We start from the raw sequence: 23,002 nt of genomic DNA, 5'->3' as shown, positions 1-23,002 counted from the left end.
ATTAGGTGGAGGCAGTGTTGGCGGCGGGTGTGAGGGGGCGATGAAGTTTGTGAGGCGGGTGTGAAGTGGAGACGGGTGGCAAAATGTGGCGAACTTTCCCTGCGCCGCCTTCAGGAGCGCCTGCGATGAAACCTGCATCTCGACACATGCCCCGGATCAAAAAACCGTCCGCAACGCTTGCGTCGCGGTGGCTCGGATACTTGTTGCTCGCCGGCCTGGCTGGTGGCTTTCTCTGGGCGCTCTGGGCGCACCCTGTTGTGGTTGGGGCTTTGGTGGCGCTGGCCATGGGCGGCGAGGCGGTCTCCCGCGCACGCGAAAAGAAGCACTTCGCACGGTTGCTGCAGACCCGCTCGGAAGAGTCCATTTGCCACTTCGCCCGGTCCATCGACTGCCGCGATGTAGACACCTGGGTCGTGCGCGCCGTGTACGAAGAACTTCAGGCCTGTCTGGCGCACCACCGTGCGCAGTTTCCGTTGCGGGTGACGGACCGACTGGGCGCCAACCTGCAGATCGATGGCGACGAGCTGGACTTGTCTCTTGTGCCAGACATCGCCCAGCGCACGGGTCGCGATCTCTCGTCGACGCAGGCCAACCCCTTCTTCGGAAAGGTCACCACGGTGGGCGACCTGGTGAACTTCTTCAACGCCCAGCCGCGCTGGGCTGTCGCCTGAGCTTGCCTACGCGGCCCGAAATTCCAGCTCCACCCGCAGCCCCGGCGCCTTATTGCGCACCACCATCTGCCCGCCGTGCAGTGCCATCACGCGCCGCACGATGGCCAGCCCTAGGCCCGATCCGCTGCGCTCGCCGCCGGGCCGTGTGGTGGTGAAGAAACGCTCGCCCAGGCGCGGCAGGGCGTAGTCGGGCACGCCCGGGCCGCTGTCCTGCACGGCCACGGTGCTGCCGGCCAGCTCCACCTGCACGCGGCTGCCGGCCGGGGCGAAGTCGATGGCGTTGTCGAGCAGGTTGGTCAGGGCCAGGGTCACGAGCTCGGCCTCCCAAGGGCCGCTGGCACCGCTGCCGGTGACGGCCAGGGTGATGCCGCGCTGGCCCGCGCGCCCTTGCGTGTGGGCCACGGCGGCGCGCGCGCAGTCCTGCAGCGCCACGGGCACGGGCGCATCGGCATGGTGGCGTTGCTCAAGCTTGCTCAGCTCCAGCAGTCGGTCGATGATGCGCTGCAGACGCTCAGCCTGCTGCACCACCTGGGTGGCAAATTCGGCGCGGTCGGCCGGGGGCAGATCGTCCTGCAGCAGCTCGCCGGCGCCGCGGATGGCGGCCACGGGGCTCTTGAGCTCGTGGGTGAGGGCGCGCACATAGCCTTCGATGTAGTCGCGCCCCTCCAGCCGCGCGCGCATGCGGTCCATGGCGCGGGCCAGGTCGCCCAGCTCGCCCGGCACCTCGGGCACGGCCAGTGCCGTGGTGGGGGGCGAATCGTGGTCACCGGCAGCGGGGCCCTGCACGCTCAGCGCATAGTCGCGCAGGCGGCGCACGTTCCACACCATCCACAGTGTCACGGCCACGCCGACGGCGGCCGACAGCACCAGCAGCAGCACGCCGCTGGCCAGCACCTTGTTCTCGGCCCGGTCGATGAAGCGCTGCACTGTGCGCGTGGGCTTGGCCACGGTGAGCACGCCAATGATCCTGCGCTCGGCAGCGCTGCTGCCGGGGGCGTAGATGGGCGCGGCCACGTGCATCACGCCGCTGGCATCGTCGTCCGGCACGTCGCGGGTGGAGCGCGCGCCGTACTCGCCGCGCAGTGTGCGTGCCACGTCGCGCCACTGCGAGTAGTCGGCGCCCACCGAGCGGTTCTCCGAGTCGAACAGCACCCGGCCGGTAGCGTCGGTCACATAGATCCGGTAGTCCAGCGACTGTTTGGAAAACCCCCAGATCGCCGCATCGATGGGCCGGGTGGCATAGGTGCGCACGTGCTGGGCAAAGGCGCTGCCCGCCTCCCCTTGATCCAGCCGGCCGGCCACCAGGTCATCGCTGGCCAGCTCGGCCAGGATGTTGGCGGTGTCCACCATCATGTCCTCCATCACCTCGCGCACACTGGGCTTGATCTCGGCCGTGAACACGCGCAGCACGAAGAAGGCAGCGATGCCGTTGATCAGGAAAAAGGCGAACAGCAGGCGGATGCCCAGGCGCATGGATGGCAGCCCTTACAGTTCGAGGCAGTAGCCCATGCCGCGGTGGGTGGTGATGTATTCGCGTCCCGCATCGGCCTCGCGCAGCTTGGCACGCAGCGTCTTGACGTGCGTGTCCACCGTGCGGTCGGTGCTCTCGCTGTCGTCACCCCAGGCGGCGGCCAGCAGCGCATCGCGCGAGTGGATGCGTCCCGCGCCGCGCAGCAGGCAGGCCAGTAGCCGGTATTCGCGCCGCGTGAGCGCCAGCGGCTGGCCGCGCAGGCTGATGCGCTGACCGGCCTCGTCGTCGTGGAACAGCGGCGCAGGGGCTGTCGTGGCGATGGCGGCAGTGTGCGCACTGGCGCGGCGCAGCAGGGCCTTCACACGCGCCCCCAGCTCGCGCGGGCTGAAGGGCTTGGCCAGGTAGTCGTCGGCCCCCAGCTCCAGGCCCAGCACGCGGTCGATTTCTTCACCGTGCGCGCTGAGCACCAGCACCGGCAGGGTGGCGGTGGCAGGCGCGCCACGCAGCTCGCGCAGCAGGTCCAGCCCGCTGCCATCGGGCAGGCCCACGTCCAGCACCAGCAGGTCGAAGGGCTGCTGGCGCATCTGCTGGCGTGCATCGTGCACCAGCAGGCTGTGCGTCACCGCCAGGCCTTCGCGCTCCAGCGCATAGGCCACGGTGCGCGCGATGGCCGGGTCGTCCTCCAGCAGCAGCAGGCGTGCCGGCATGGTGCGCAGCGAAATCAACGCGCCACCAGCACCGGGAACAGCTTGCCCAGGCCGTCGGCCATCACTTCCACCGCCAGGGCTGCGAGGATCAGACCCATGAGCCGCGTCATCACGTTGATCCCGGTCTTGCCCAGCACGCGAGCGATCGGGTCGGCCAGCGAAAAACACACCGCCGTGGCCAGGGCGATCACCACGCCGTAGCCCACCAGCGCCAGCTGCTGCCAGATGGTCTGTGCCCTGTCGGCATAAATTACCACGGTGGACATGCTGGCCGGCCCCGTGAGCAGTGGAATGGTCAGCGGCACCACCGCGATGCTGGAGCCCGTGGCGGCCTTCTCCACGCCTTCCTCCAGCTCGTTGGTCAGGGGCTTGGCTTCGGCCGGCTGGGCGTTGAGCATGTTCATCGCGCTGATCAGCAGCAGCATGCCCCCGCCCACCTGGAAGCTCTGCAGCGAGATGTTGAAGAACTCCAGGATCTGCAGGCCCAGCAGCGCACAGGCCGCGATCACGCAGAACGAGGCAAACGCCGCCGTGCGGATCGTGGCGCGCCGCTGCGCCGCCGAAAACCCCTGCGTGTAGTGGATGAAGAAGGGCACGATGGCCAGCGGGTTCACGATGGCCAGCAAGGTGATGAGGGGTTTCAGGTCCATATCAACGGCCTCCAGAGACGTCTAAAAATGACATGGTGGTGTAGGGCGATGCATCGGACATCAGCCACACGATGGCCTGGGCCACCTCGTCGGCCGTGCCGCCGCGCTGCATGGGCACCTGGTGGGCCAGGTCCTGCACCCGGTCGGGCAGGCCGCCGCTGGCGTGGATCTCGGTCTCGATGAGCCCCGGTCGCACGGCATTCACCCGGATCCCCTCGGCCGCCACCTCGCGCGCCAGGCCGATGGTGAAGCTGTCGATGGCGCCCTTGCTGGCCGCATAGTCCACATACTGGTGGGCCGAGCCCAGGCGCGAGGCGGCGCTGGACACATTGACGATGGAGCCACCCGTGCCGCCATGGCGCGTGCTCATGCGCCGCACTGCTTCGCGGGCGCAGACGATGCTGCCGATCACATTGGTCTCGAACATGCGGCGCAGGCGCGCCACGCCCATCTCGTCCACGCGGGCCGTCACGTCCACCACCCCGGCGTTGTTCACCAGAGCAGTGAGGCGACCGAGTTGCGCATCGACCGCTGCGAACATGGCCAGCACCTGCTCTTCATGGGCCACGTCGCCCTGCACGGCGATGGCCTGGCCGCCCTGGGCGCGGATCTGCCGCACCACGGCCTCGGCGGCGGCCTGGTTGGCCAGGTAGTTCACGGCCACGGCCCAGCCCTGGCGGGCGGCCAGCACGGCGGTGGCGGCGCCGATGCCCCGGCTGCCCCCGGTAATCAATGCGACTTTGTCCAAATCGGCGTCTCCTGCAAGAATGGGGCATTACAGCATTGCCGGGAACCTTTGCGGGGCCTGGTTAGCCCCCTTACATTCCCCATCTGTCTGGTATTTTCGTCTTCAAGGAGTTGCACCATGGGCCAATTTGTCGATCTGAAGTCCGCCGACGGCTTCGTCTTTCCCGCCTGGGTGGCCGAGCCCGATACCGCACCACGCGGCGCCGTGGTCGTGCTGCAGGAGATCTTCGGGGTCAACTCGCACATCCGCGCCGTGGCCGACCGCTTTGCCGCGCGGGGCTACGTGGCCGTGGCGCCTGCCACCTTCCACCGCGTGCAGCCTGGCGTGGAACTGGGCTACACGCCCGAGGACATTGCTGCTGGCGCAGCCCTCAAGGCGGCCGTGGAAGGCCTGCCCAGCCCCGGCGTGCTGCCCGACATCCAGGCCGCCATCGATCACGCGGCCGAGCGCAGCAGCCGCAAGGTGGGCATCGTGGGCTTTTGCTGGGGCGGCCTGCTGACCTGGCGCTCGGCCTGCCTGCTCAAGGGCCTGTCGGCCGCCGTGCCCTACTACGGCGGTGGCATGACCAGCGAGGCCGAGGCCAGCCGTACGCCCCAGGTTCCCGTGCTCGCCCACTTCGGCCAGCGCGACAAGCACATCCCGGTGGATGGCGTGCAGGCCTTCGCGCGTACCCACCCCGAGGTGGAGGTGCATGTCTACGAGGCCGACCACGGCTTCAACTGCGACCAGCGCGGCAGTTACGACGAGGCCTCGGCCCTGGCCGCGCGCGACCGCACGTTGACCTTCTTCGACAAGCACCTGGGCTGACCGCCATGGCCCGCCCCTTCCGACGGCTGCTTGGCATTCTGGTGGCCGCCGCCTGCGCGGTGGGTGCCGTGCAGGCGGCCGACTACACCGGCCCGCTGTTCGACGCGCACCTGCACTACAACGAAGAGGCCTGGAACGGCCAGAACGGCCCGCACCCGCCGGCCGACGTCATTGCGCGCATGAAGGCCTCGGGCGTGCGCGCCATCGTCGCCAACTCGCGGCCCAACACAGGCTCGCTGGCGCTGGCCGCCTCCAAGGAGGTGCGCGAGGCGGGCATCGCCGTCGTGCCCTTCGTGCGCCTGTACCGCAACCGCGAGGATTACAGCAACTGGTTCCGCGACGAGACGATCTACGAGATGGTGCAGGCCGAACTCGCCAAGGGCACGGCCTCCGGCCCCTACAAGGGCATTGGCGAGTTCCACCTCTACGACAGCGCCAACGCCGACGGCCCGGTGGCCAGGAAGCTCATGGTGTTGGCCGAGCAGCGCGACCTGGTGGTGCTGGCGCATGTGGACGACGTGGCCATCGACCTGCTGATGGCCAATACGCCTTCCAAGGGGCAAAAGGCACGACTGGTCTGGGCGCACACGGGCATCGGCGGCGCACCGGTGGAGCGGGTGGACGCGCTCATGGCGCGCTACCCGGGCCTGGTGGGCGAGCTGTCCTACCGCCCTGGCCTCGTCTGCGACAACGAGCAGCTGTGCCCGGCCTGGCGCGCTCTGTTGCTCAAGTACCCCACGCGCTTCGTGATCGGCTCGGACACCTGGGTCAACCAGCGCTGGCAGCACTACGAAGGGCTCATGAAGGGCTACCGCACCTGGCTGGGAGGCCTGCCGCCCGCGGTGGCGCAGGGGGTGGCCTTTGGCAACGGGGCCGCCTTGTTCGGGGTGCCTGCACCGGGCAAGTAGCCGGGGCTTGCGGGCGCTGCGTCGCCTATCATTTCAGCGCGGGCAGGGGGCCGCGGGGAATCCACCTTCCTGCACCCTGGCCCAGCATTGCGGAGACAAGCCCTTGCAAGACACGACAAGCCTTTCCTTCCCTCCCGGCCGCCGTCACATGGCACGCAGCGCCTGGGCCTTGGCCCTGGCGGCCGCCAGCCTGGGTTGCGTGGCACCTGCCATCGCGGCCACGGCCTTCGAGCCGACCCAGATTGTGCAGGGCACGCCCCTGGTGCTGCAGGGCACGGGTACGCGCTATCGCGCCGTGTTCAAGGTCTACGACATGGCCTTGTACCTGCCGAAGAAGGCGCGCACGGCCGAGGAGGCGCTGGCCGCCACCAACGGGCCGGTGCGCCTGCAGTTCGTCGCCCGGCGCGACATCCCGGGCACGGACCTGGGGCTGTCGTTCATCAAGGGGCTGTCCAGCAACGCCACACCGGACCAGGTCCGGCGCCACACGCCGTCGAGCAACCGCCTGGTCGAGATCTTCTCGGGCCGCACCAAGCTGGCATCGGGCGACACCTTCGCGATGGAGTTCGTGCCGGGCAAGGGCACCACCTTCTACATCCAGGGCCAGGCCCAGGGCGCGCCGGTGGGCGATGCCGAATACTTCGGCATGGTGCTGCGCATCTGGCTGGGGGCCGCGCCGGTGGACAGCCAGCTCAAGGACGCCTTGCTGTCCTCCGCCGCCAACTGACCTGCCTCTCGCAGCGAATGCCGGTTTGTGGCCGCAGCGGCCGTCAGGAGCCCGTGCGGGCCAGGTAGCGCTTGCGCCAGAAGACCGAGACCAGTACCACTGCAATGGTGATCATGGAGCCCATGGCCCACCAGAAACCGTCCTGCTTGTGGATCAGCGGAATGAACTCGAAGTTCATGCCGAAGATGCCGGCGATCAGGTTCAGCGGCAGGAACACGGCCGTGAGCGCTGTCAGCGTGCGCATGATGTCGTTGGTGCGGTTGCCCTGCACCGAGAAATGCATCTGCACGGCGGTCTCGGTGTTCTGCTCCATGCGCCGCACGTGGTGCACCACGCGCTCGATGTGTTCGAGCACGTCGCGGCTGCGCACCTTGAGCAGGTCCAGGTCGCGCAGGCCGGTGGGCGACTCGGGCACCGCCCAGGTTTCCAGCGCGTCGATCCAGTCCTGCACGGCGGTGCGCTGGTCCTCGCAGATCTCGTCCAGGGCGTGCAGCGACAGGCGCGCGTCGAGCAGCGAGCTCCAGTTGACGTAGCGCGCACGGGGCCTGAGCAGTTCGGTCTGCCAGTGGTCGAGCTGGCGCGAGAGCTCGCGGCGCAGGTCCAGGTAGCCGTCCACCATCTGGTTCACCAGGCGCAGCATCAGGTCGGCCGGCGAGGTGGGCTTGCGCGAGCCCGAAGCCGTGGGGCTGGCACGGCCCTCGCGTGGGTCGGTGGGGGAGGGGGCCAGCAGGCGCGTGGCATAGGCATCGCGCACGCTGCAGTCACCGGGGTGCACCGTCAGCAGCACCTGGTCGAACACCGCAAACCCCACGGGGCTGGTATCGATGCGCCGCAGCACCGGCGGGCCGCCGCGCCGGGGCGCGGGCTGCAGCGCGGCGGCGTCATCGGCATCGGGCGGCGCCGTGGCCAGGCGGCGGAACACCAGCAGGTCGTACTGCGAGGTGTAGTCGTAGTGCGAGGGCAGCTGGGCGTTGAGCAGGTCCGAGACATGCAGGTCCACCAGCTGCAGCCCGGTCAGCCGCAGCAGGGCGGCCTGCACTTCGGCCAGTTGCGCCTGGAAGGCCGGGCGCGCGCAGGCGATCCAGAGGTAGCCTTGCTCTGGCTGCTGCGCCGGCAGCGCGTCGAGTTCCTGGGCGCTGTTGCCCTGGATGTGGAAGATGCGCATGGAGGCGGTGCCTGGGGGCGTTCTACCGCGCGAGCAGCAGACGGGCCGCGTCGCGCGCAAAGTAGGTCAGCACGCCATCGGCGCCCGCACGCTTGAAGGCCAGCAGGCTTTCCATCATCACCGCGTCGTGGTCGAGCCAGCCGTTGGCGGCGGCGGCCTTGAGCATGGCGTATTCGCCGCTCACCTGGTAGGCGAAGGTGGGCACGCCGAACTCATCCTTCACGCGGCGCACCACGTCCAGGTAGGGCATGCCGGGCTTGACCATCACCATGTCGGCGCCCTCGGCGATGTCCTGGGCCACCTCGCGCAAGGCCTCGTCGGTGTTGCCGGGGTCCATCTGGTAGACGTTCTTGTCGGCCTTGCCCAGGGCGCCGCGCGTGCCCACCGCGTCGCGGAACGGGCCGTAGAAGGCGCTGGCGTACTTGGCGCTGTAGGCCATGATGCGCGTGTGGATGTGCCCCTGCACCTCCAGCGCCTCGCGGATGGCGCCGATGCGCCCGTCCATCATGTCGCTGGGCGCCACGATGTCCACGCCCGCCTCGGCATGCGTGAGGGCCTGGCCGGTGAGGATCTCCACCGTGTCGTCGTTGATGATGTAGCCGGTGTCGTCGAGCAGGCCATCCTGGCCGTGGCTGGTGTAGGGGTCCAGCGCCACATCGGTCATCACGCCCAGGGTGGGGAACTCCTTCTTCAAGGCCCGCACCACGCGCGGGATCAGGCCATCAGGGTTCAGGGCCTCCTTGCCATCGGGCGTCTTCAGGGCCGGATCTATGGCCGGAAACAGCGCCAGCACCGGGATACCGAGCTGCACGCAGTCCTCGGCCACGGGCAGCAGCAGGTCCAGGCTCAGCCGGTCCACGCCGGGCATGGAGGCCACGGCCTCGCGCCGGTTCTGGCCTTCGTGCACGAACACCGGGTAGATCAGGTCGTGTGGGGTCACGCGGTGCTCGCGCACCAGGTTGCGGGTGAAGGCATCGCGGCGCAGGCGGCGTGGGCGGTTCTGCGGGAAAGGGGCGGGGCTTGGGAGGTGCATGGGGAAAATTGTGCCTCAAGCGCCGCCAACAAGGCCGCAGGAGGGCTGCTGGCGCCGGTGCCAAACCCTGCTTGTATGCCCCGCAGGCTGGTGCTAAATTGGTTCCGGGCGGCTTGCTGCCCCCCGCTTTTCCTCCCTGAGCGGGGCCCTGGGCTGCCGTAATGCGGGCAGGGCTTTCGAAGCCCGGCAGCTTTTGCCGGGCTTTTTTTTGCGAGGCCCCATGGTCTTCCATGCCACCCGGGGCCCTTAAACTGCAGCCATGCTCTGGGTCAAAGCCTTCCACATCGTCTTCATCGCCAGCTGGTTCGCCGGCCTGTTCTACCTGCCGCGCATCTTCGTGAACCTGGCCATGGTGGCACCGGGCTCGGTGGCCGAGCGGGAGCGCCTGGTCCTCATGGCGCGCAAGCTGCTGCGCTTCACCACCCTGCTGGCCGTGCCGGCGCTGGCCCTGGGCCTGTGGCTGTGGCTGGGCTATGGCATCGGCCGCGGGCCGGGAAATGGCTGGATGCATGCCAAGCTGGCCGTCGTGGTGTTGGCCATCGGCTACCACCACGCCTGCGGCGTACTGCTGCGCAAGCTGGCCGATGGCAGCAGCCGCCGCAGCCACCGGTGGTTCCGCTGGTTCAACGAGGTGCCGGTGCTGCTGCTGGTGACCGCCGTGGTGCTGGTGGTGGTCAAGCCGTTCTGACGGCCCGGCCCCCGTGTACAAGAGTTCGGCAGGTCCCCTCGCGCTGATCTATGCGGCGCTGGTCGTCTTTGCCAGCCTGTTCCCGTTCGACGGCTGGCGCGCGCAGGGCATCGATCCCTGGGTGTTCCTCGCTTCGCCGATCCCGCCGCCCTACTGGACCGGCTTTGACGTCACCTCCAACCTGGTGGGCTATGCCCCGCTGGGCTTCCTGCTGGCGCTGGCGCTGCTGCGCATGCGCTGGCGCTGGGGCGCCTGGGTGCTGGCCACGGTGGCCGGCGTGCTGCTGTCGCTGACCCTGGAGTTCCTGCAGATCTACCTGCCCCGGCGCGTGCCTTCCAACATGGACCTGCTGCTCAATTCGGCAGGCACGCTGGCCGGGGCGCTCACGGCGGCGGCGCTGGAGCGGCTGGGCGCCATCGACCGCTGGAGCGACTTTCGCAACCGGTGGTTCGTGCAGGATGCCCATGGCGCGCTGGTGCTGCTGGCCTTGTGGCCGCTGGCCCTGCTGTTCCCGGCGGCCCTGCCCTTTGGCCTGGGGCAGGTGCTTGAGCGGCTGGAAGGGGCCCTGGTCGAGATCCTGGCCGACACCCCGTTCCTGGACTGGCTGCCCATGCGCGACACCGCGCTCGACCCGCTGTCCCCCGGCGGCGAGCTGCTGTGCGTGACGCTGGGTCTGCTGATTCCCTGCCTGCTGGGCTACTGCGTGATCCGCCAGGCATCGCGCCGGGCGCTGTTCGCGCTGGCCGTGGTGGTGGTGGGCGTGGTGCTCACGGCGCTGTCGGCGGCGCTGAGCTGGGGCCCTGCCCATGCATGGGAATGGATGGGTTTGCCCGTGCGCGTGGGCGTGTGGAGCGCGCTTGCTCTTGCGGTCGTGCTGCTGGCTTTGCCCCGGCGCGCCTGCGCGGCCGTGCTGCTGCTGGTGCTGGTGTGGCACCTGGGGTTGCTCAACCAGGCGCCCACCAGCGCCTATTTTGCCCAGACCCTGCAGGCCTGGGAGCAGGGGCGCTTCATCCGCTTCTACGGCCTGGGCCAGTGGCTGGGCTGGGTCTGGCCCTATGCGGCGCTGGCCTATGTGGTGGTGCGCGTGGCCCGGCGCGACGGCCCGGCCTGAGCTCCTTTTGGGGGTTATGGGCATAGGCCGTGCCGAGCGCCGCTCCTAAAATGGCTGCATGACCGACACTTCCACGACAACCGCACCGGCCGCACAGCCGGGCTACTACCAGCGCCACATCTTCTTTTGCCTGAACGACCGCATCAACGGCGAGGACAGCTGCGCACACCACGGCGCGCAGGCGGCCTTCGACCGCTGCAAATCGCAGGTGAAGGCGGCCGGCCTCTCTGGCGCCGGCAAGGTGCGCGTGAACAAGGCGGGCTGCCTGGACCGCTGCGCGGGCGGGCCGATCGCGGTGGTCTACCCCGAGGCGGTCTGGTACACCTTCGTGGACAACGCCGACATCGACGAGATCGTTGAATCGCACCTCAAGAACGGCCAGGTGGTGGAGCGCTTGCGCACACCACCGGAACTTGGCCGCTGATTTCCATTCAGAGCGCTGTCCGCCCCTGATTTCCAGCCGCCGGATCGGCCAGATCTGCGCAGGCTGCTATTGACCTGGTAGCAAACCCCGTGAATTCCCAGACCGAACGCCTGACCCTCACCGGCGCCGCCGGCGCCATCGAGGCGGTGCGCGACGCTGCCGTGCTGCCCGAGGGCGCGGCCCCGCGCGGCATCGCCGTCATCGCCCACCCCCATCCGCTGTTCGGCGGCACCATGGACAACAAGGTGGTGCAGACCCTGGCACGCGCCTTCGTGCACAGCGGCTGGACGGCGGTGCGCTTCAACTTCCGAGGCGTGGGCGGCAGTGCCGGCACACACGACGAAGGCCGGGGCGAAGCCGAGGACTTTCTGGATGTGGTGCGTCAGGCGGCGCCCGAGGGACCGTTGGCTCTGGCCGGCTTCTCCTTTGGGGCCTTCGTCACGAGCCAGGCGCTGGCCAGCCTGTGGGGCGAGCGCGCCATCGAGCGCGTGGTGTTGGTGGGCACGGCGGCCAGCCGCTTCAGCGTGGCCCCGGTGCCGCCCGAGGCGCACGAGCGCACCCTGGTCGTGCATGGCGAACAGGACGACACGGTGCCGCTGGCCGCCGTGATGGACTGGGCGCGCCCCCAGATACTCCCTGTGACAGTCGTTCCCGGTGGGGGGCATTTCTTTCACGGACAATTGCCGCTTTTGAAAAACCTGGTGACCCGCCACCTGCTGGCCGGGGCCTGACCTCCTGCAGCTTCTGGGCATGCCGCGCAGGCTGCTCGCCGCTTTTTGCTGCTTTCTGTCGCCTTCTTTCTTTTTCTCACCTGAATGCCCGTTTCCATGAAGTCCCTTTTGCCCACGCTGCGCTCCGTCCTCCTCGCCGCGGTGCTCGCGCCCGCCGCCCTGTGGGCGCAGGTGCAGGCCCCGCAGCCGCCCGAGATCGCCGCGCGCAACTACCTGTTGCTGGACATCACGGCCGGGCAGGTGCTGGCCGCCAAGGACATCGATGCGCCGGTGGAGCAGGCTTCGCTGACCAAGCTGATGACCGGCTACCTGGTGTTCGACGCCCTGCGCGCCAAGAAGGTCGCCCTGGACCAGAAGCTGCCCGTGAGCGTGCTGGCCTGGAAGATGCCCGGCTCGCGCATGTTCATCGACCCCAAGATGCAGGTGCCGGTGGATGACCTGATCAAGGGCATGATCGTCCAGTCGGGCAACGACGCCACCATGGCGCTGGCCGAAGGCGTGGGCGGCACGGTCGACAACTTCGTCAAGCTGATGAACGACCAGGCCAAGGCCCTGGGCATGAAGAATACCGCCTACAAGAACCCCGAGGGCCTGACCGAGCCCGGCCACACCACCACCGCGCGCGACCTGGGTGTGCTGGCCAGCCGGCTCATGAAGGACTTCCCGGAGTACATGCACTACTACGCGACGAAGCAGTACAGCTACCCGGGTACGCCGGTGTCCAACGGCAACAACCGCAACGCGCTGCTGTTCCGCGACCCGACGGTGGACGGCCTCAAGACCGGGCACACCGCCGCCGCCGGCTACTGCCTTGTGGCCACCTCCAAGCGCGATTTTCCCAATGTCGGCCAACGCCGCCTGCTGTCCATCGTGCTGGGCGCCGCCAGCGAGAACGCCCGCGCCAATGAAAGCCAGAAGCTGCTGAACTGGGGCTACACGGCCTTCGAGGCCGTCAAGCTGTTCGATGCCGGCCAGCCCGTGGCGACCCCCGCCGTCTGGAAAGGCACGGAAAACACCCTCAAGATCGGCCGCGGCGAAGCCATCGTGGTGGCCGTGCCTTCGGGCAGCGGCGGCAAGATCAAGACCGAGATCGCCCGCCCAGATCCGCTGGTTGCCCCTTTTACCAAGGGCCAGGCCGTGGGTACGCTGAAGGTGGTGCTGGGTGACCAGGCGCTGGCCGAAGTGCCGCTGGTGGCGCTGGATGGGGTCGAGCAGGCCGGTATCATGGGCCGCGCCTGGGACTCCATCCGCCTCTGGATAAAGTAAGGCACAACCCCCTGAGGCGCTCACGCGCCTTCACCCCGTCTCTCGAATGGCTGCACCATTCGGGAAGGGGTGCAGCCCGTGCGGCGGGGCGGCCATTGCACGGCTGCCCTGGCATGGGCCGAGCGCTTTCAATGTCCATCGGCGAAGCATCGCACGCTGGCTGTGCCCAATTTGCCCCAGTCTTCTGTAGACCCTTCCAGGGGGAAAGTTGCATGGTGCTTGCCTGGTGGGGCTCATGCTGCTACATTAGAAGGCTTTTCGGAAATTCCGAAGGGTTTCACGTTTTCGTTTTTTACGTTTAGGGACGTATTCATGCCAACCATCAATCAACTAGTCCGTCAGGGGCGCGAGGTCGAAAAGATCAAGTCCAAGAGCCCTGCGATGGAAAACTCTCCCCAGCGCCGCGGCGTGTGCACCCGTGTGTACACCACGACGCCAAAGAAGCCTAACTCCGCTCTGCGCAAGGTCGCCAAGGTTCGCCTGACCAACGGGTTCGAAGTCATTTCCTACATCGGCGGTGAAGGCCACAACCTGCAGGAACACAGCGTGGTGCTGGTTCGTGGCGGTCGTGTCAAGGACTTGCCCGGTGTGCGTTACCACATCGTGCGCGGTTCGCTCGACTTGCAAGGCGTGAAAGACCGCAAGCAGTCGCGCTCCAAGTACGGTGCCAAGAAGCCAAAGGCCAAGTAAGCCCTGGCGGTTGTGTCTCCATCGGTGTTTGATTCGCCTGGCAGGCGCAGTCAAACGAAGTGACCCCAAGCGCGGAGTGTTCCGTGTGGGTCGAGTAAGTGGGGTTCTGAATGAATCTCGCGGTGTCTGAAAAGATGCCAACTGAAGCAATATGAGGTGAAAAATGCCACGTCGTCGCGAAGTCCCCAAACGTGAAATCCTGCCGGATCCCAAGTTCGGCAATGTAGAGCTGTCCAAATTCATGAACGTGATCATGGAAGGCGGCAAGAAAGCTGTTGCAGAACGCATCATTTACGGTGCCCTGGAACTGATCGAGAAGAAGCACCCTGACAAGGACCCGCTGGAAGCGTTCACCGTTGCCATCAACAACGTGAAGCCCATGGTCGAAGTGAAGTCCCGCCGCGTCGGCGGTGCCAACTACCAGGTGCCCGTCGAAGTGCGCCCTGTCCGTCGCCTGGCCCTGTCCATGCGCTGGATCAAGGAAGCCGCCCGCAAGCGCGGCGAAAAGTCGATGGCCCAGCGTCTGGCCAACGAACTGCTCGAGGCCACCGAAGGCCGTGGTGGTGCCATGAAGAAGCGTGACGAAGTTCACCGTATGGCCGAAGCCAACAAGGCATTCAGCCACTTCCGCTTCTAAATCGACGAACTGCTTTCGTCGCCAAGCGCAAGGCTGCCGGCATTTTTGCCTGCAGCCTTGTGGCGATTGAGGCGGTCACAAAATTGACGGGTTGCAGCGCCACAATGCTGGGCCCCTCCCCCGAATAACACGACCCATCCAAGGATCCACCATGGCTCGCAAGACTCCCATCGAGCGCTACCGCAATATCGGTATCTCGGCCCACATTGACGCTGGCAAGACCACGACCACCGAACGCATCCTGTTCTACACGGGCGTGAGCCACAAGATTGGTGAAGTGCACGATGGCGCTGCCACCATGGACTGGATGGAACAGGAGCAAGAGCGCGGCATCACGATCACCTCGGCTGCCACGACCTGCTTCTGGAAGGGTATGGACAACTCCTACCCCGAGCACCGTTTCAACATCATCGACACCCCCGGCCACGTGGACTTCACCATCGAAGTGGAACGTTCGATGCGCGTGCTCGACGGCGCCTGCATGGTGTATTGCGCCGTGGGCGGCGTGCAGCCCCAGTCGGAAACCGTCTGGCGCCAGGCCAACAAGTACAAGGTGCCACGCCTGGCCTTTGTGAACAAGATGGACCGTACCGGTGCCAACTTCTTCAAGGTCTATGACCAGATGAAGCTGCGCCTGAAGGCCAACCCCGTGCCCGTGGTGATCCCGATCGGCGCAGAAGACACCTTCACCGGCGTGGTTGACCTGCTCAAGATGAAGGCCATCATCTGGGACGAAGCATCCCAGGGCATGAAGTTCAGCTACGAAGAAATTCCGGCCGAGCTGCTGGCCTCCGCCAAGGAATGGCGCGAAAAGATGGTCGAAGCTGCGGCTGAAGCCTCTGAAGAGCTGATGAACAAGTACCTGGAAGAGGGCGACCTCTCCGAGGACGAGATCAAGTTCGGCCTGCGCACCCGTACCATCGCCACGGAAATCCATCCGATGCTGTGCGGCACCGCGTTCAAGAACAAGGGTGTGCAGCGCATGCTCGACGCCGTGATCGACTACCTGCCCGCGCCTACGGACATCGCAGACGTGACCGGTACCGATGAAGACGAAAATCCCGTGACCCGCAAGGCGGATGACGGCGAGAAGTTCTCGGCCCTGGCATTCAAGCTGATGACCGACCCGTTCGTCGGCCAGTTGACCTTCGTGCGCGTGTACTCCGGCGTGCTCACCAAGGGCGACACCGTCTACAACCCCATCAAGGGCAAGAAAGAACGCATTGGCCGTATCGTGCAGATGCACGCCAACGAGCGCCAGGAAGTCGAAGAAATCCGCGCCGGCGACATCGCTGCCTGCGTGGGCCTGAAGGACGTGACGACCGGCGAAACGCTGAGCGACATCGACTCCCAGATCATTCTGGAGCGCATGGTGTTCCCTGAGCCTGTGATCACGCAGGCTGTGGAACCCAAGACCAAGGCCGACCAGGAAAAGATGGGCATCGCCCTGCAACGCCTGGCTGCCGAAGATCCATCGTTCCGCGTGAAGACCGACGAAGAGTCGGGCCAGACCCTGATCGCCGGCATGGGCGAGCTGCATCTGGAAATCATCGTCGACCGCATGAAGCGTGAATTCGGTGTGGAAGCCAACGTGGGCAAGCCCCAGGTGGCTTACCGCGAAACCATCCGCAAGACGGTGGAAGAGGCCGAAGGCAAGTTCGTGCGCCAGTCCGGCGGCAAGGGCCAGTACGGTCACGTCGTGCTCAAGATCGAACCCAACGAAGTGGGCAAGGGCATCGAGTTCGTCGACGCCATCAAGGGCGGTGTGGTTCCTCGCGAATTCATCCCGGCCGTGGAAAAGGGTATCAACGAAGCCGTGACGCAAGGCGTCCTGGCCGGCTACCCCGTGGTGGACGTCAAGGTCACGCTGCACTTCGGTTCGTACCACGATGTGGACTCGAACGAACTGGCGTTCAAGATGGCTGCCATCTTCGGCTTCAAGGAAGGCTGCCGCAAGGCCAACCCGGTCATCCTGGAACCCATGATGGCCGTGGAAGTGGAAACGCCTGAAGACTACGCCGGCAACGTGATGGGCGATCTGTCCTCGCGTCGCGGCATGGTGCAAGGCATGGAAGACATTCCTGGCGGTGGCAAGGCCATCCGCGCCGAAGTGCCCCTGTCGGAAATGTTCGGCTACTCGACCACGCTGCGCTCGGCCACGCAAGGCCGCGCCACGTACTCGATGGAATTCAAGCACTACAGCGAAGCGCCTCGCAACGTGTCGGAAGCCATCATGGCTGCCCGCGCCAAGTAAGCAGTTCGCAGGGACTGCCGCCAGCACCTGGTTTCAGGTGCCGGCGGCACCACCCTCCCCACGCAAGATTTTTGCAGTCTGCGATCCGGTGCCGCCCCGTTGCCTGTGCAGGGCGAACCAGCAATCGGATGCAGACGTTAAACCACAACACAGGCATCGCTCTTTGGAGAATTGAAAAATGGCAAAAGGTAAATTCGAACGCACCAAGCCCCACGTCAACGTGGGCACGATCGGCCACGTGGACCATGGCAAGACGACCCTGACGGCGGCCATCGCCACGGTGCTGTCTTCCAAGTTCGGCGGCGAAGCCAAGGCATACGACCAGATCGACGCAGCACCTGAAGAAAAGGCCCGCGGCATCACGATCAACACCGCACACGTGGAATACGAAACGGCCAACCGCCACTACGCCCACGTGGACTGCCCAGGCCACGCCGACTATGTGAAGAACATGATCACCGGCGCTGCCCAGATGGACGGCGCCATTCTGGTGTGCTCGGCCGCCGACGGCCCCATGCCCCAGACCCGTGAGCACATCCTGCTGGCCCGCCAGGTGGGTGTTCCTTACATCATCGTGTTCCTGAACAAGTGCGACATGGTGGACGACGAAGAGCTGCTGGAACTCGTCGAGATGGAAGTGCGCGAACTCCTGGACAAATACAACTTCCCAGGCGACGACACCCCGATCATCCGCGGTTCCGCCAAGCTCGCCCTGGAAGGCGACAAGGGTGTCCTGGGTGAAGAAGCCATCATGAAGCTGGCCGACGCACTGGACAACTACATCCCCACGCCAGAGCGCGCTGTGGACGGCGCCTTCCTGATGCCAGTGGAAGACGTGTTCTCGATCTCTGGCCGCGGCACCGTGGTGACCGGCCGTATCGAGCGCGGTATCGTCAAGGTCGGCGAAGAAATCGAAATCGTCGGCATCAAGGACACCGTCAAGACCACCTGCACCGGCGTGGAAATGTTCCGCAAGCTGCTGGACCAGGGCCAGGCTGGCGACAACGTTGGCCTGCTGCTGCGCGGCACCAAGCGTGAAGACGTGGAGCGCGGCCAAGTGCTGTGCAAGCCCGGCTCGATCAAGCCACACACCCACTTCACGGCTGAAGTGTATGTGCTGAGCAAGGACGAAGGCGGCCGCCACACCCCGTTCTTCAACAACTACCGTCCCCAGTTCTACTTCCGCACGACCGACGTCACCGGCGCCATCGAGCTGCCAGCGGACAAGGAAATGGTCATGCCAGGCGACAACGTGTCGATCACTGTGAAGCTGATCAACCCCATCGCCATGGAAGAAGGCCTGCGCTTCGCCATCCGTGAAGGCGGCCGTACCGTCGGCGCCGGCGTCGTGGCCAAGATCATCGCCTAATCGCTCAGTAGAACAACAAGGAACTTGACATGTCCAAGCAAAAAATCCGCATCCGCCTGAAGGCGTTTGACTACAAGCTGATCGACCAGTCCGCTGCCGAGATCGTTGACACCGCCAAGCGCACCGGCGCCATCGTCAAGGGTCCCGTGCCCCTGCCGACGCGCATGAAGCGTTTCGACATCCTGCGCTCGCCGCACGTCAACAAGACCAGCCGCGACCAGCTCGAAATCCGCACGCACCAGCGCCTGATGGACATCGTGGATCCTACCGACAAGACGGTTGACGCCCTGATGAAGCTCGACCTGCCTGCCGGCGTGGACGTCGAAATCAAGCTGCAGTAATGGTTGTTTCGAGGTGGCTTGCCACCTCGAATTGCCTCGAACAACGCGAACTTGCTTGAAAAAGCAGTTCGCGTTATACTTTAAGGCTTCGCTTTATTTGCGTGCACTCTTGGGTGCACGCGGGGCGAAGTTTTAATAACCCTCTTTCATGCACGCGAGTGCAACGCCGCAGCCAATTGAAGTTGCGGCGGTGGAAGTTTTGGAGAAACAAATGAGTCTGAGCAACTCCCTCGGGTTGCTGGGTCGCAAGGTGGGCATGATGCGTCTGTTCACCGATGACGGGGACGCAGTGCCTGTCACGGTGGTGGATGTGTCCAACAACCGCGTAACCCAGATCAAAACCCAAGAGAACGATGGCTACGTGGCCCTGCAGGTCACGTTCGGTTCGCGCAAAGCATCGCGCGTGACCAAGCCAGAAGCCGGTCACCTTGCCAAGGCAGGTGTGGAAGCCGGTGAAATCATCCAGGAATTCCGCGTGACCGCCGACACCGCTGCCCAGTACCAAGCTGGCGCATCGGTCGTTGTGACGTCCGTGTTTTCCGTGGGCCAGAAGGTCGACGTGCAAGGCACCTCGATCGGTAAAGGCTACGCCGGCACCATCAAGCGCCACAACATGAAGTCGCAACGCGCGTCGCACGGTAACAGCCGTTCGCACAACGTTCCCGGCTCCATTGGTATGGCGCAGGATCCAGGCCGCGTGTTCCCTGGCAAGCGGATGACGGGCCACCTCGGCGATGTCACCAAGACCACGCAAAACCTCGATGTGATCCGCATCGACGAAGCGCGTCAACTGCTCTTGATCAAGGGCGCTATTCCGGGCTCCAAGGGTGGGTTCGTGACGGTGCGTCCAGCGGTCAAGGCCAAAGCCTCCAAAGGAGCGAACTAATGCAGCTCGAACTCCTGAATGACCAAGGCCAGGGCGCGTCCAAGTTGGACGTTCCTGAGACCGTGTTCGGTCGTGAATACAACGAAGATCTGGTGCACCAGATCGTCGTGGCTTACCAAGCCAACGCCCGCCAGGGCACCCGTGCGCAGAAGGACCGTGAACAAGTCCGCCACTCGACCAAGAAGCCTTTCAAGCAAAAGGGTACGGGTAACGCACGTGCAGGTATGACCTCGTCGCCACTGTGGCGCGGGGGCGGTCGGATTTTCCCGAACATGCCTGACGAAAACTTCACGCAAAAGATCAACAAGAAGATGTACCGCGCCGGCATGTCTGCGATTTTCTCGCAGCTGGCCCGCGAAGGCCGTCTGGCGGTGGTCGACTCGCTGAAGCTTGACTCGCCCAAGACCAAGGTCCTGGCCGACAAGTTCAAGGCGATGAACCTGCAATCGGTGATGGTGATCTCCGAGGAAGTGGACGAAAACCTGTACCTGGCTTCGCGCAATCTGGTGAACGTGCTCGTCGTCGAGCCCCGTTACGCCGACCCCGTGTCGCTGGTCCGTTTCAAGAAAGTGCTCGTCACCAAGGGTGCAATCGACAAACTCAAGGAGATGTTCGCATGAGCACACTCAAGTTTGACGAAGGTCGTCTGATGCAAGTGCTGGTCGCTCCCATCGTGTCCGAAAAGGCCACCATGGTTGCCGAGAAGTCCAATGCTGTGACGTTCAAGGTGCTGCAGAACGCAACCAAGCCAGAAATCAAGGCCGCTGTGGAATTGATGTTCAAGGTCGAGGTCAAGGGCGTTTCTGTGGTGAACACCAAAGGCAAGACCAAGCGTTTTGGCAAGACCATCGGCCGCCGCGACAACGTTCGCAAGGCTTATGTCACGCTGCAACCAGGTCAAGAGCTGAACCTCTCCGGGGAGGCCGCGTAATCATGGCTGTCATCAAGATGAAACCCACTTCGCCCGGCCAACGTGCCGTGGTGAAGGTCACGCGTGACCACCTGTACAAGGGTGAAGCGTACGCCCCCCTGCTGGAACCCCAGTTCCAGAAGGCCGGCCGTAACAACAACGGTCACATCACCACCCGCCACAAGGGCGGTGGCCACAAGCACCACTACCGTGTGGTGGACTTCAAGCGCAACAAGGACGGCATTCCAGCCAAGGTCGAGCGCATTGAGTACGATCCAAACCGTACGGCCCACATCGCTCTGGTGTGCTATGCCGACGGCGAGCGTCGCTACATCATCGCTCCCCGCAACCTGGAAGTGGGCGCAACCCTGCTGTCCGGTTCGGAAGCCCCGATCCGCGCTGGCAACACGCTGCCTATCCGCAACATCCCTGTGGGTTCGACCATCCACTGCATCGAGCTCAAGCCCGGTGCCGGTGCTCAGATCGCCCGCTCGGCTGGTGCTTCGGCAACCCTGCTGGCCCGCGAAGGTACCTACGCTCAAGTGCGCATGCGCTCGGGTGAAGTGCGCAAGATCCACATCGAATGCCGCGCCACCATTGGCGAAGTGGCCAACGAAGAACACAGCCTGCGCCAACTCGGCAAGGCCGGTGTGAAGCGCTGGATGGGTATTCGTCCTACGGTTCGCGGCGTTGCCATGAACCCAGTGGATCACCCTCACGGTGGTGGCGAAGGCCGCACCGGCGAAGGCCGCCATGCAGTCGATCCTTGGGGCAATCTGACCAAGGGTTATCGCACCCGTAACAACAAGCGCACACAGATCATGATCGTGTCGCGTCGCAAGAAGTAAGGGGTAACAGATGACTCGCTCTCTCAAAAAGGGTCCATTTGTTGACCATCACCTGCTGGCCAAGGTCGAAAAGGCCGTTGCCACCAAGGATAAGAAGCCAGTGAAGACCTGGTCGCGTCGCTCCATGGTTCTGCCCGATTTCATCGGTCTGACCATCGCCGTGCACAACGGCAAGCAGCACGTACCTGTCTACGTTACCGACCAGATGGTGGGCCACAAGCTCGGCGAATTCGCCCTGACGCGCACCTTCAAGGGTCACCCCGCTGACAAAAAAGTCAAGAAATAAGGAACGACCATGTCTGAAACACGTGCAGTCCTCCGGGGCGTCCGTCTGTCGGTCGACAAGGGCCGTCTGGTCGCTGACTTGATCCGCGGCAAGAAGGTGGACCAGGCTCTGAACATCCTGAACTTCACGCAGAAAAAAGCTGCGGGAATCGTCAAGAAGGTTCTGGAGTCCGCCATCGCCAACGCTGAGCACAACGACGGCGCTGACATCGACGAACTGAAGGTCAAGACCATCTACGTCGAGCAAGGCACCACGCTCAAGCGCTTCACCGCGCGCGCCAAAGGCCGCGGCAATCGCATCAGCAAGCCCACGTGCCATGTGTACGTGACGGTTGGCAACTAAAGGCTCGGAAGACTATGGGACAAAAAATCCATCCTACCGGCTTCCGCCTTGCGGTCAGCCGCAACTGGTCCAGCCGTTGGTACGCCAGCAACCGCGACTTCGCGGGCATGCTGGCCGAAGACATCAAGGTGCGCGAGTACCTGAAGGCCAAGCTCAAGAACGCCGCCGTGTCGCGCATCCTGATCGAGCGCCCCGCCAAGAACGCCCGCATCACCATCTACTCGGCTCGTCCTGGTGTGGTGATCGGCAAGAAGGGTGAAGACATCGAGAACCTCAAGAAGGAACTCGCTCTTCGCCTGGGCGTGCCTGTCGCAGTGAACATCGAAGAAGTGCGCAAGCCCGAAATCGATGCCAAGCTGATCGCCGACAGCATCACGCAGCAGCTCGAAAAGCGGATCATGTTCCGCCGTGCCATGAAGCGCGCCATGCAGAACGCCATGCGTCTGGGTGCCCAGGGCATCAAGATCATGTCGTCCGGCCGTCTGAACGGTATCGAAATCGCCCGCTGCGAGTGGTACCGTGAAGGCCGCGTGCCACTTCACACGCTGCGCGCCGACATCGACTACGGCACCTCCGAAGCCAAGACCACCTACGGTGTGATCGGCGTCAAGGTCTGGGTCTACAAGGGCGATACGCTGGGTCGTAACGACCTGCCTGCCGTGGAAACCCCACGTCCAGACGAAGAACGCCGCCCACGCGGTCCACGCCGTGATGGCCGCCCAGGTGGCGACCGTCCAGGTGCTGGCCGTGGAGGCCCACGTCGTCCAGCCGGTGTGAACACCGGTCCGGCCGACGGCAGCGACAAGCCAGTGGAAGCTGGTGGCGCTGATAACACCGCCGTTAAGCGCGTACGCAAAGTCGCCGCGCCCGCTACAGCAGCGGACGGAAAAGGAGAATAAGTATGCTGCAACCTGCTCGCCGCAAATACCGCAAGGAGCAAAAGGGCCGTAACACCGGTGTCGCAACGCGGGGTGCTTCCGTTGCTTTCGGTGATTTCGGTCTGAAGTGCACCGACCGTGGCCGCCTGACGGCCCGCCAGATCGAGGCTGCACGCCGTGCAATCTCCCGCCACGTGAAGCGTGGTGGCCGCATCTGGATCCGCGTGTTCCCGGACAAGCCAATCTCTACCAAGCCCGCAGAAGTGCGTATGGGTAACGGTAAGGGCAACCCCGAGTACTACGTGGCCGAGATCCAGCCCGGCAAGATCGTGTTCGAGATCGTCGGCGTGCCCGAAGAACTGGCCCGTGAAGCGTTCCGCCTGGCTGCGGCCAAGCTGCCGCTGCGCACCACGTTCGTCAGCCGCCACATTGGCTCGTAATTCAGGAGAACAAG

At 65.0% G+C, this 23,002-nt stretch carries 28 protein-coding genes; 22 read left to right on the top strand and 6 right to left on the bottom strand.

Annotated features, from left to right (window positions below; all coding sequences use genetic code 11):
- Positions 1-125 precede the first annotated feature (125 nt).
- Positions 126-671 carry a hypothetical protein gene (locus tag ACSQ9E_RS27325; RefSeq protein WP_436219677.1) on the top strand — a complete coding sequence of 182 codons (546 nt, stop codon included), beginning with the start codon at positions 126-128 and terminating at the stop codon, positions 669-671.
- Between the two features lie 6 nt (positions 672-677).
- Here ACSQ9E_RS27325 and creC read toward each other — a convergent pair whose 3' ends face one another.
- Genes creC through ACSQ9E_RS27305 form a run of 4 tightly spaced genes read right to left on the bottom strand, consistent with a single transcriptional unit; the run spans position 678 to position 4,247 of the window.
- A complete protein-coding gene (gene creC / locus ACSQ9E_RS27320; RefSeq protein ID WP_436219676.1) occupies positions 678-2,144 on the bottom strand; it encodes a two-component system sensor histidine kinase CreC in 1,467 nt (488 codons plus the stop codon).
- Between the two features lie 12 nt (positions 2,145-2,156).
- Positions 2,157-2,849, bottom strand: a complete 693-nt coding sequence (creB, locus tag ACSQ9E_RS27315) for a two-component system response regulator CreB (protein ID WP_057267257.1) — start codon at positions 2,847-2,849, stop codon at positions 2,157-2,159.
- Positions 2,850-2,863: 14 nt separating this feature from the next.
- A complete protein-coding gene (locus tag ACSQ9E_RS27310) occupies positions 2,864-3,499 on the bottom strand; it encodes a MarC family protein (protein WP_436219675.1) in 636 nt (211 codons plus the stop codon).
- A 1-nt stretch (position 3,500) separates the two neighbouring features.
- The gene (locus ACSQ9E_RS27305) at positions 3,501-4,247 is read right to left on the bottom strand and encodes an SDR family oxidoreductase (RefSeq protein ID WP_436219674.1); all 747 of its coding nucleotides are present in this window, start codon (positions 4,245-4,247) and stop codon (positions 3,501-3,503) included.
- A 117-nt stretch (positions 4,248-4,364) separates the two neighbouring features.
- Between ACSQ9E_RS27305 and ACSQ9E_RS27300 the strand changes: the two genes are divergently transcribed.
- The 3 genes from ACSQ9E_RS27300 (at position 4,365) to ACSQ9E_RS27290 (ending at position 6,689) form a co-directional block, all read left to right on the top strand.
- Positions 4,365-5,054: a dienelactone hydrolase family protein gene (locus tag ACSQ9E_RS27300; RefSeq protein ID WP_436219673.1), complete on the top strand. Its 690-nt coding sequence runs from the start codon at positions 4,365-4,367 to the stop codon at positions 5,052-5,054.
- A 5-nt stretch (positions 5,055-5,059) separates the two neighbouring features.
- Positions 5,060-5,962 carry an amidohydrolase gene (locus ACSQ9E_RS27295; protein WP_436219672.1) on the top strand — a complete coding sequence of 301 codons (903 nt, stop codon included), beginning with the start codon at positions 5,060-5,062 and terminating at the stop codon, positions 5,960-5,962.
- A 148-nt stretch (positions 5,963-6,110) separates the two neighbouring features.
- On the top strand, positions 6,111-6,689 hold the full coding sequence (locus ACSQ9E_RS27290; protein WP_436219671.1) for a chalcone isomerase family protein: 579 nt from the start codon (positions 6,111-6,113) through the stop codon (positions 6,687-6,689).
- Positions 6,690-6,732: 43 nt separating this feature from the next.
- Here the strand turns inward: ACSQ9E_RS27290 and ACSQ9E_RS27285 are convergent, their stop codons facing one another.
- Both ACSQ9E_RS27285 and hemB read right to left on the bottom strand, forming a co-directional pair.
- Entirely contained in the window at positions 6,733-7,854 is a 1,122-nt protein-coding gene (locus ACSQ9E_RS27285; protein WP_322594174.1) for a magnesium transporter CorA family protein, read from the bottom strand.
- Between the two features lie 22 nt (positions 7,855-7,876).
- Positions 7,877-8,887: a porphobilinogen synthase gene (gene hemB / locus ACSQ9E_RS27280; protein WP_436219670.1), complete on the bottom strand. Its 1,011-nt coding sequence runs from the start codon at positions 8,885-8,887 to the stop codon at positions 7,877-7,879.
- A gap of 259 nt (positions 8,888-9,146) precedes the next feature.
- Between hemB and ACSQ9E_RS27275 the strand changes: the two genes are divergently transcribed.
- The 18 genes from ACSQ9E_RS27275 (at position 9,147) to rplP (ending at position 22,988) form a co-directional block, all read left to right on the top strand.
- Complete coding sequence (locus ACSQ9E_RS27275) at positions 9,147-9,575, top strand: CopD family protein (RefSeq protein ID WP_436176497.1); 429 nt, start codon at positions 9,147-9,149, stop codon at positions 9,573-9,575.
- Between the two features lie 13 nt (positions 9,576-9,588).
- Complete coding sequence (locus ACSQ9E_RS27270; RefSeq protein WP_436219669.1) at positions 9,589-10,686, top strand: VanZ family protein; 1,098 nt, start codon at positions 9,589-9,591, stop codon at positions 10,684-10,686.
- Positions 10,687-10,744: 58 nt separating this feature from the next.
- Positions 10,745-11,110 (top strand): (2Fe-2S) ferredoxin domain-containing protein, encoded by a 366-nt coding sequence (locus tag ACSQ9E_RS27265; protein ID WP_322594170.1) that lies wholly within the window; start codon positions 10,745-10,747, stop codon positions 11,108-11,110.
- Positions 11,111-11,199: 89 nt separating this feature from the next.
- Complete coding sequence (locus tag ACSQ9E_RS27260) at positions 11,200-11,841, top strand: alpha/beta hydrolase (protein ID WP_436219668.1); 642 nt, start codon at positions 11,200-11,202, stop codon at positions 11,839-11,841.
- A 96-nt stretch (positions 11,842-11,937) separates the two neighbouring features.
- Positions 11,938-13,107 (top strand): D-alanyl-D-alanine carboxypeptidase family protein, encoded by a 1,170-nt coding sequence (locus ACSQ9E_RS27255; protein WP_436219667.1) that lies wholly within the window; start codon positions 11,938-11,940, stop codon positions 13,105-13,107.
- A gap of 312 nt (positions 13,108-13,419) precedes the next feature.
- A complete protein-coding gene (gene rpsL / locus ACSQ9E_RS27250; RefSeq protein ID WP_007851137.1) occupies positions 13,420-13,797 on the top strand; it encodes a 30S ribosomal protein S12 in 378 nt (125 codons plus the stop codon).
- A 163-nt stretch (positions 13,798-13,960) separates the two neighbouring features.
- Positions 13,961-14,434 (top strand): 30S ribosomal protein S7, encoded by a 474-nt coding sequence (gene rpsG, locus ACSQ9E_RS27245; protein ID WP_005798541.1) that lies wholly within the window; start codon positions 13,961-13,963, stop codon positions 14,432-14,434.
- A gap of 151 nt (positions 14,435-14,585) precedes the next feature.
- Positions 14,586-16,688 carry an elongation factor G gene (gene fusA / locus ACSQ9E_RS27240; protein WP_057266595.1) on the top strand — a complete coding sequence of 701 codons (2,103 nt, stop codon included), beginning with the start codon at positions 14,586-14,588 and terminating at the stop codon, positions 16,686-16,688.
- A gap of 178 nt (positions 16,689-16,866) precedes the next feature.
- Positions 16,867-18,057: an elongation factor Tu gene (tuf, locus tag ACSQ9E_RS27235; protein ID WP_436219666.1), complete on the top strand. Its 1,191-nt coding sequence runs from the start codon at positions 16,867-16,869 to the stop codon at positions 18,055-18,057.
- A 29-nt stretch (positions 18,058-18,086) separates the two neighbouring features.
- Positions 18,087-18,398, top strand: a complete 312-nt coding sequence (rpsJ, locus tag ACSQ9E_RS27230; protein WP_005796953.1) for a 30S ribosomal protein S10 — start codon at positions 18,087-18,089, stop codon at positions 18,396-18,398.
- 211 nt (positions 18,399-18,609) lie between these two features.
- The gene (rplC, locus tag ACSQ9E_RS27225) at positions 18,610-19,284 is read left to right on the top strand and encodes a 50S ribosomal protein L3 (protein ID WP_057203511.1); all 675 of its coding nucleotides are present in this window, start codon (positions 18,610-18,612) and stop codon (positions 19,282-19,284) included.
- Positions 19,284-19,904 carry a 50S ribosomal protein L4 gene (rplD, locus tag ACSQ9E_RS27220; RefSeq protein ID WP_057203512.1) on the top strand — a complete coding sequence of 207 codons (621 nt, stop codon included), beginning with the start codon at positions 19,284-19,286 and terminating at the stop codon, positions 19,902-19,904. The genes rplC and rplD overlap by 1 nt, the downstream gene beginning before the upstream one ends.
- Complete coding sequence (gene rplW / locus ACSQ9E_RS27215; RefSeq protein WP_010467173.1) at positions 19,901-20,215, top strand: 50S ribosomal protein L23; 315 nt, start codon at positions 19,901-19,903, stop codon at positions 20,213-20,215. Before rplD ends, rplW begins: the two co-directional genes overlap by 4 nt.
- A gap of 2 nt (positions 20,216-20,217) precedes the next feature.
- The gene (gene rplB / locus ACSQ9E_RS27210) at positions 20,218-21,042 is read left to right on the top strand and encodes a 50S ribosomal protein L2 (RefSeq protein WP_007847814.1); all 825 of its coding nucleotides are present in this window, start codon (positions 20,218-20,220) and stop codon (positions 21,040-21,042) included.
- Positions 21,043-21,052: 10 nt separating this feature from the next.
- Complete coding sequence (gene rpsS, locus ACSQ9E_RS27205) at positions 21,053-21,328, top strand: 30S ribosomal protein S19 (protein WP_027997031.1); 276 nt, start codon at positions 21,053-21,055, stop codon at positions 21,326-21,328.
- A gap of 9 nt (positions 21,329-21,337) precedes the next feature.
- Positions 21,338-21,670, top strand: coding sequence for a 50S ribosomal protein L22 (rplV, locus tag ACSQ9E_RS27200; RefSeq protein WP_007847806.1), 333 nt, complete (start codon positions 21,338-21,340; stop codon positions 21,668-21,670).
- Positions 21,671-21,684: 14 nt separating this feature from the next.
- Positions 21,685-22,569: a 30S ribosomal protein S3 gene (gene rpsC / locus ACSQ9E_RS27195; RefSeq protein WP_057203513.1), complete on the top strand. Its 885-nt coding sequence runs from the start codon at positions 21,685-21,687 to the stop codon at positions 22,567-22,569.
- Between the two features lie 2 nt (positions 22,570-22,571).
- On the top strand, positions 22,572-22,988 hold the full coding sequence (gene rplP, locus ACSQ9E_RS27190; RefSeq protein WP_007847799.1) for a 50S ribosomal protein L16: 417 nt from the start codon (positions 22,572-22,574) through the stop codon (positions 22,986-22,988).
- The last annotated feature ends 14 nt before the right edge of the window (positions 22,989-23,002 follow it).

Source organism: Acidovorax sp. LjRoot118 (assembly GCF_964253575.1).
Lineage (GTDB): Bacteria > Pseudomonadota > Gammaproteobacteria > Burkholderiales > Burkholderiaceae_C > Acidovorax.
The sequence above is the reverse complement of the archived record's forward strand: the minus strand, read 5'-3'. Positions and strand labels throughout refer to the sequence as shown.

Coding starts and splice junctions, on each gene's coding strand:
- ACSQ9E_RS27325 (WP_436219677.1), top strand. CDS start 126: ATGAAACCTGCATCTCGACACATGCCCCGGATCAAAAAACCGTCCGCA.
- creC (WP_436219676.1), bottom strand. CDS start 2,144: ATGCGCCTGGGCATCCGCCTGCTGTTCGCCTTTTTCCTGATCAACGGC.
- creB (WP_057267257.1), bottom strand. CDS start 2,849: ATGCCGGCACGCCTGCTGCTGCTGGAGGACGACCCGGCCATCGCGCGC.
- ACSQ9E_RS27310 (WP_436219675.1), bottom strand. CDS start 3,499: ATGGACCTGAAACCCCTCATCACCTTGCTGGCCATCGTGAACCCGCTG.
- ACSQ9E_RS27300 (WP_436219673.1), top strand. CDS start 4,365: ATGGGCCAATTTGTCGATCTGAAGTCCGCCGACGGCTTCGTCTTTCCC.
- ACSQ9E_RS27295 (WP_436219672.1), top strand. CDS start 5,060: ATGGCCCGCCCCTTCCGACGGCTGCTTGGCATTCTGGTGGCCGCCGCC.
- ACSQ9E_RS27290 (WP_436219671.1), top strand. CDS start 6,111: ATGGCACGCAGCGCCTGGGCCTTGGCCCTGGCGGCCGCCAGCCTGGGT.
- ACSQ9E_RS27285 (WP_322594174.1), bottom strand. CDS start 7,854: ATGCGCATCTTCCACATCCAGGGCAACAGCGCCCAGGAACTCGACGCG.
- hemB (WP_436219670.1), bottom strand. CDS start 8,887: ATGCACCTCCCAAGCCCCGCCCCTTTCCCGCAGAACCGCCCACGCCGC.
- ACSQ9E_RS27275 (WP_436176497.1), top strand. CDS start 9,147: ATGCTCTGGGTCAAAGCCTTCCACATCGTCTTCATCGCCAGCTGGTTC.
- ACSQ9E_RS27265 (WP_322594170.1), top strand. CDS start 10,745: ATGACCGACACTTCCACGACAACCGCACCGGCCGCACAGCCGGGCTAC.
- ACSQ9E_RS27255 (WP_436219667.1), top strand. CDS start 11,938: ATGAAGTCCCTTTTGCCCACGCTGCGCTCCGTCCTCCTCGCCGCGGTG.
- rpsL (WP_007851137.1), top strand. CDS start 13,420: ATGCCAACCATCAATCAACTAGTCCGTCAGGGGCGCGAGGTCGAAAAG.
- rpsG (WP_005798541.1), top strand. CDS start 13,961: ATGCCACGTCGTCGCGAAGTCCCCAAACGTGAAATCCTGCCGGATCCC.
- fusA (WP_057266595.1), top strand. CDS start 14,586: ATGGCTCGCAAGACTCCCATCGAGCGCTACCGCAATATCGGTATCTCG.
- tuf (WP_436219666.1), top strand. CDS start 16,867: ATGGCAAAAGGTAAATTCGAACGCACCAAGCCCCACGTCAACGTGGGC.
- rpsJ (WP_005796953.1), top strand. CDS start 18,087: ATGTCCAAGCAAAAAATCCGCATCCGCCTGAAGGCGTTTGACTACAAG.
- rplC (WP_057203511.1), top strand. CDS start 18,610: ATGAGTCTGAGCAACTCCCTCGGGTTGCTGGGTCGCAAGGTGGGCATG.
- rplD (WP_057203512.1), top strand. CDS start 19,284: ATGCAGCTCGAACTCCTGAATGACCAAGGCCAGGGCGCGTCCAAGTTG.
- rplW (WP_010467173.1), top strand. CDS start 19,901: ATGAGCACACTCAAGTTTGACGAAGGTCGTCTGATGCAAGTGCTGGTC.
- rplB (WP_007847814.1), top strand. CDS start 20,218: ATGGCTGTCATCAAGATGAAACCCACTTCGCCCGGCCAACGTGCCGTG.
- rpsS (WP_027997031.1), top strand. CDS start 21,053: ATGACTCGCTCTCTCAAAAAGGGTCCATTTGTTGACCATCACCTGCTG.
- rplV (WP_007847806.1), top strand. CDS start 21,338: ATGTCTGAAACACGTGCAGTCCTCCGGGGCGTCCGTCTGTCGGTCGAC.
- rpsC (WP_057203513.1), top strand. CDS start 21,685: ATGGGACAAAAAATCCATCCTACCGGCTTCCGCCTTGCGGTCAGCCGC.
- rplP (WP_007847799.1), top strand. CDS start 22,572: ATGCTGCAACCTGCTCGCCGCAAATACCGCAAGGAGCAAAAGGGCCGT.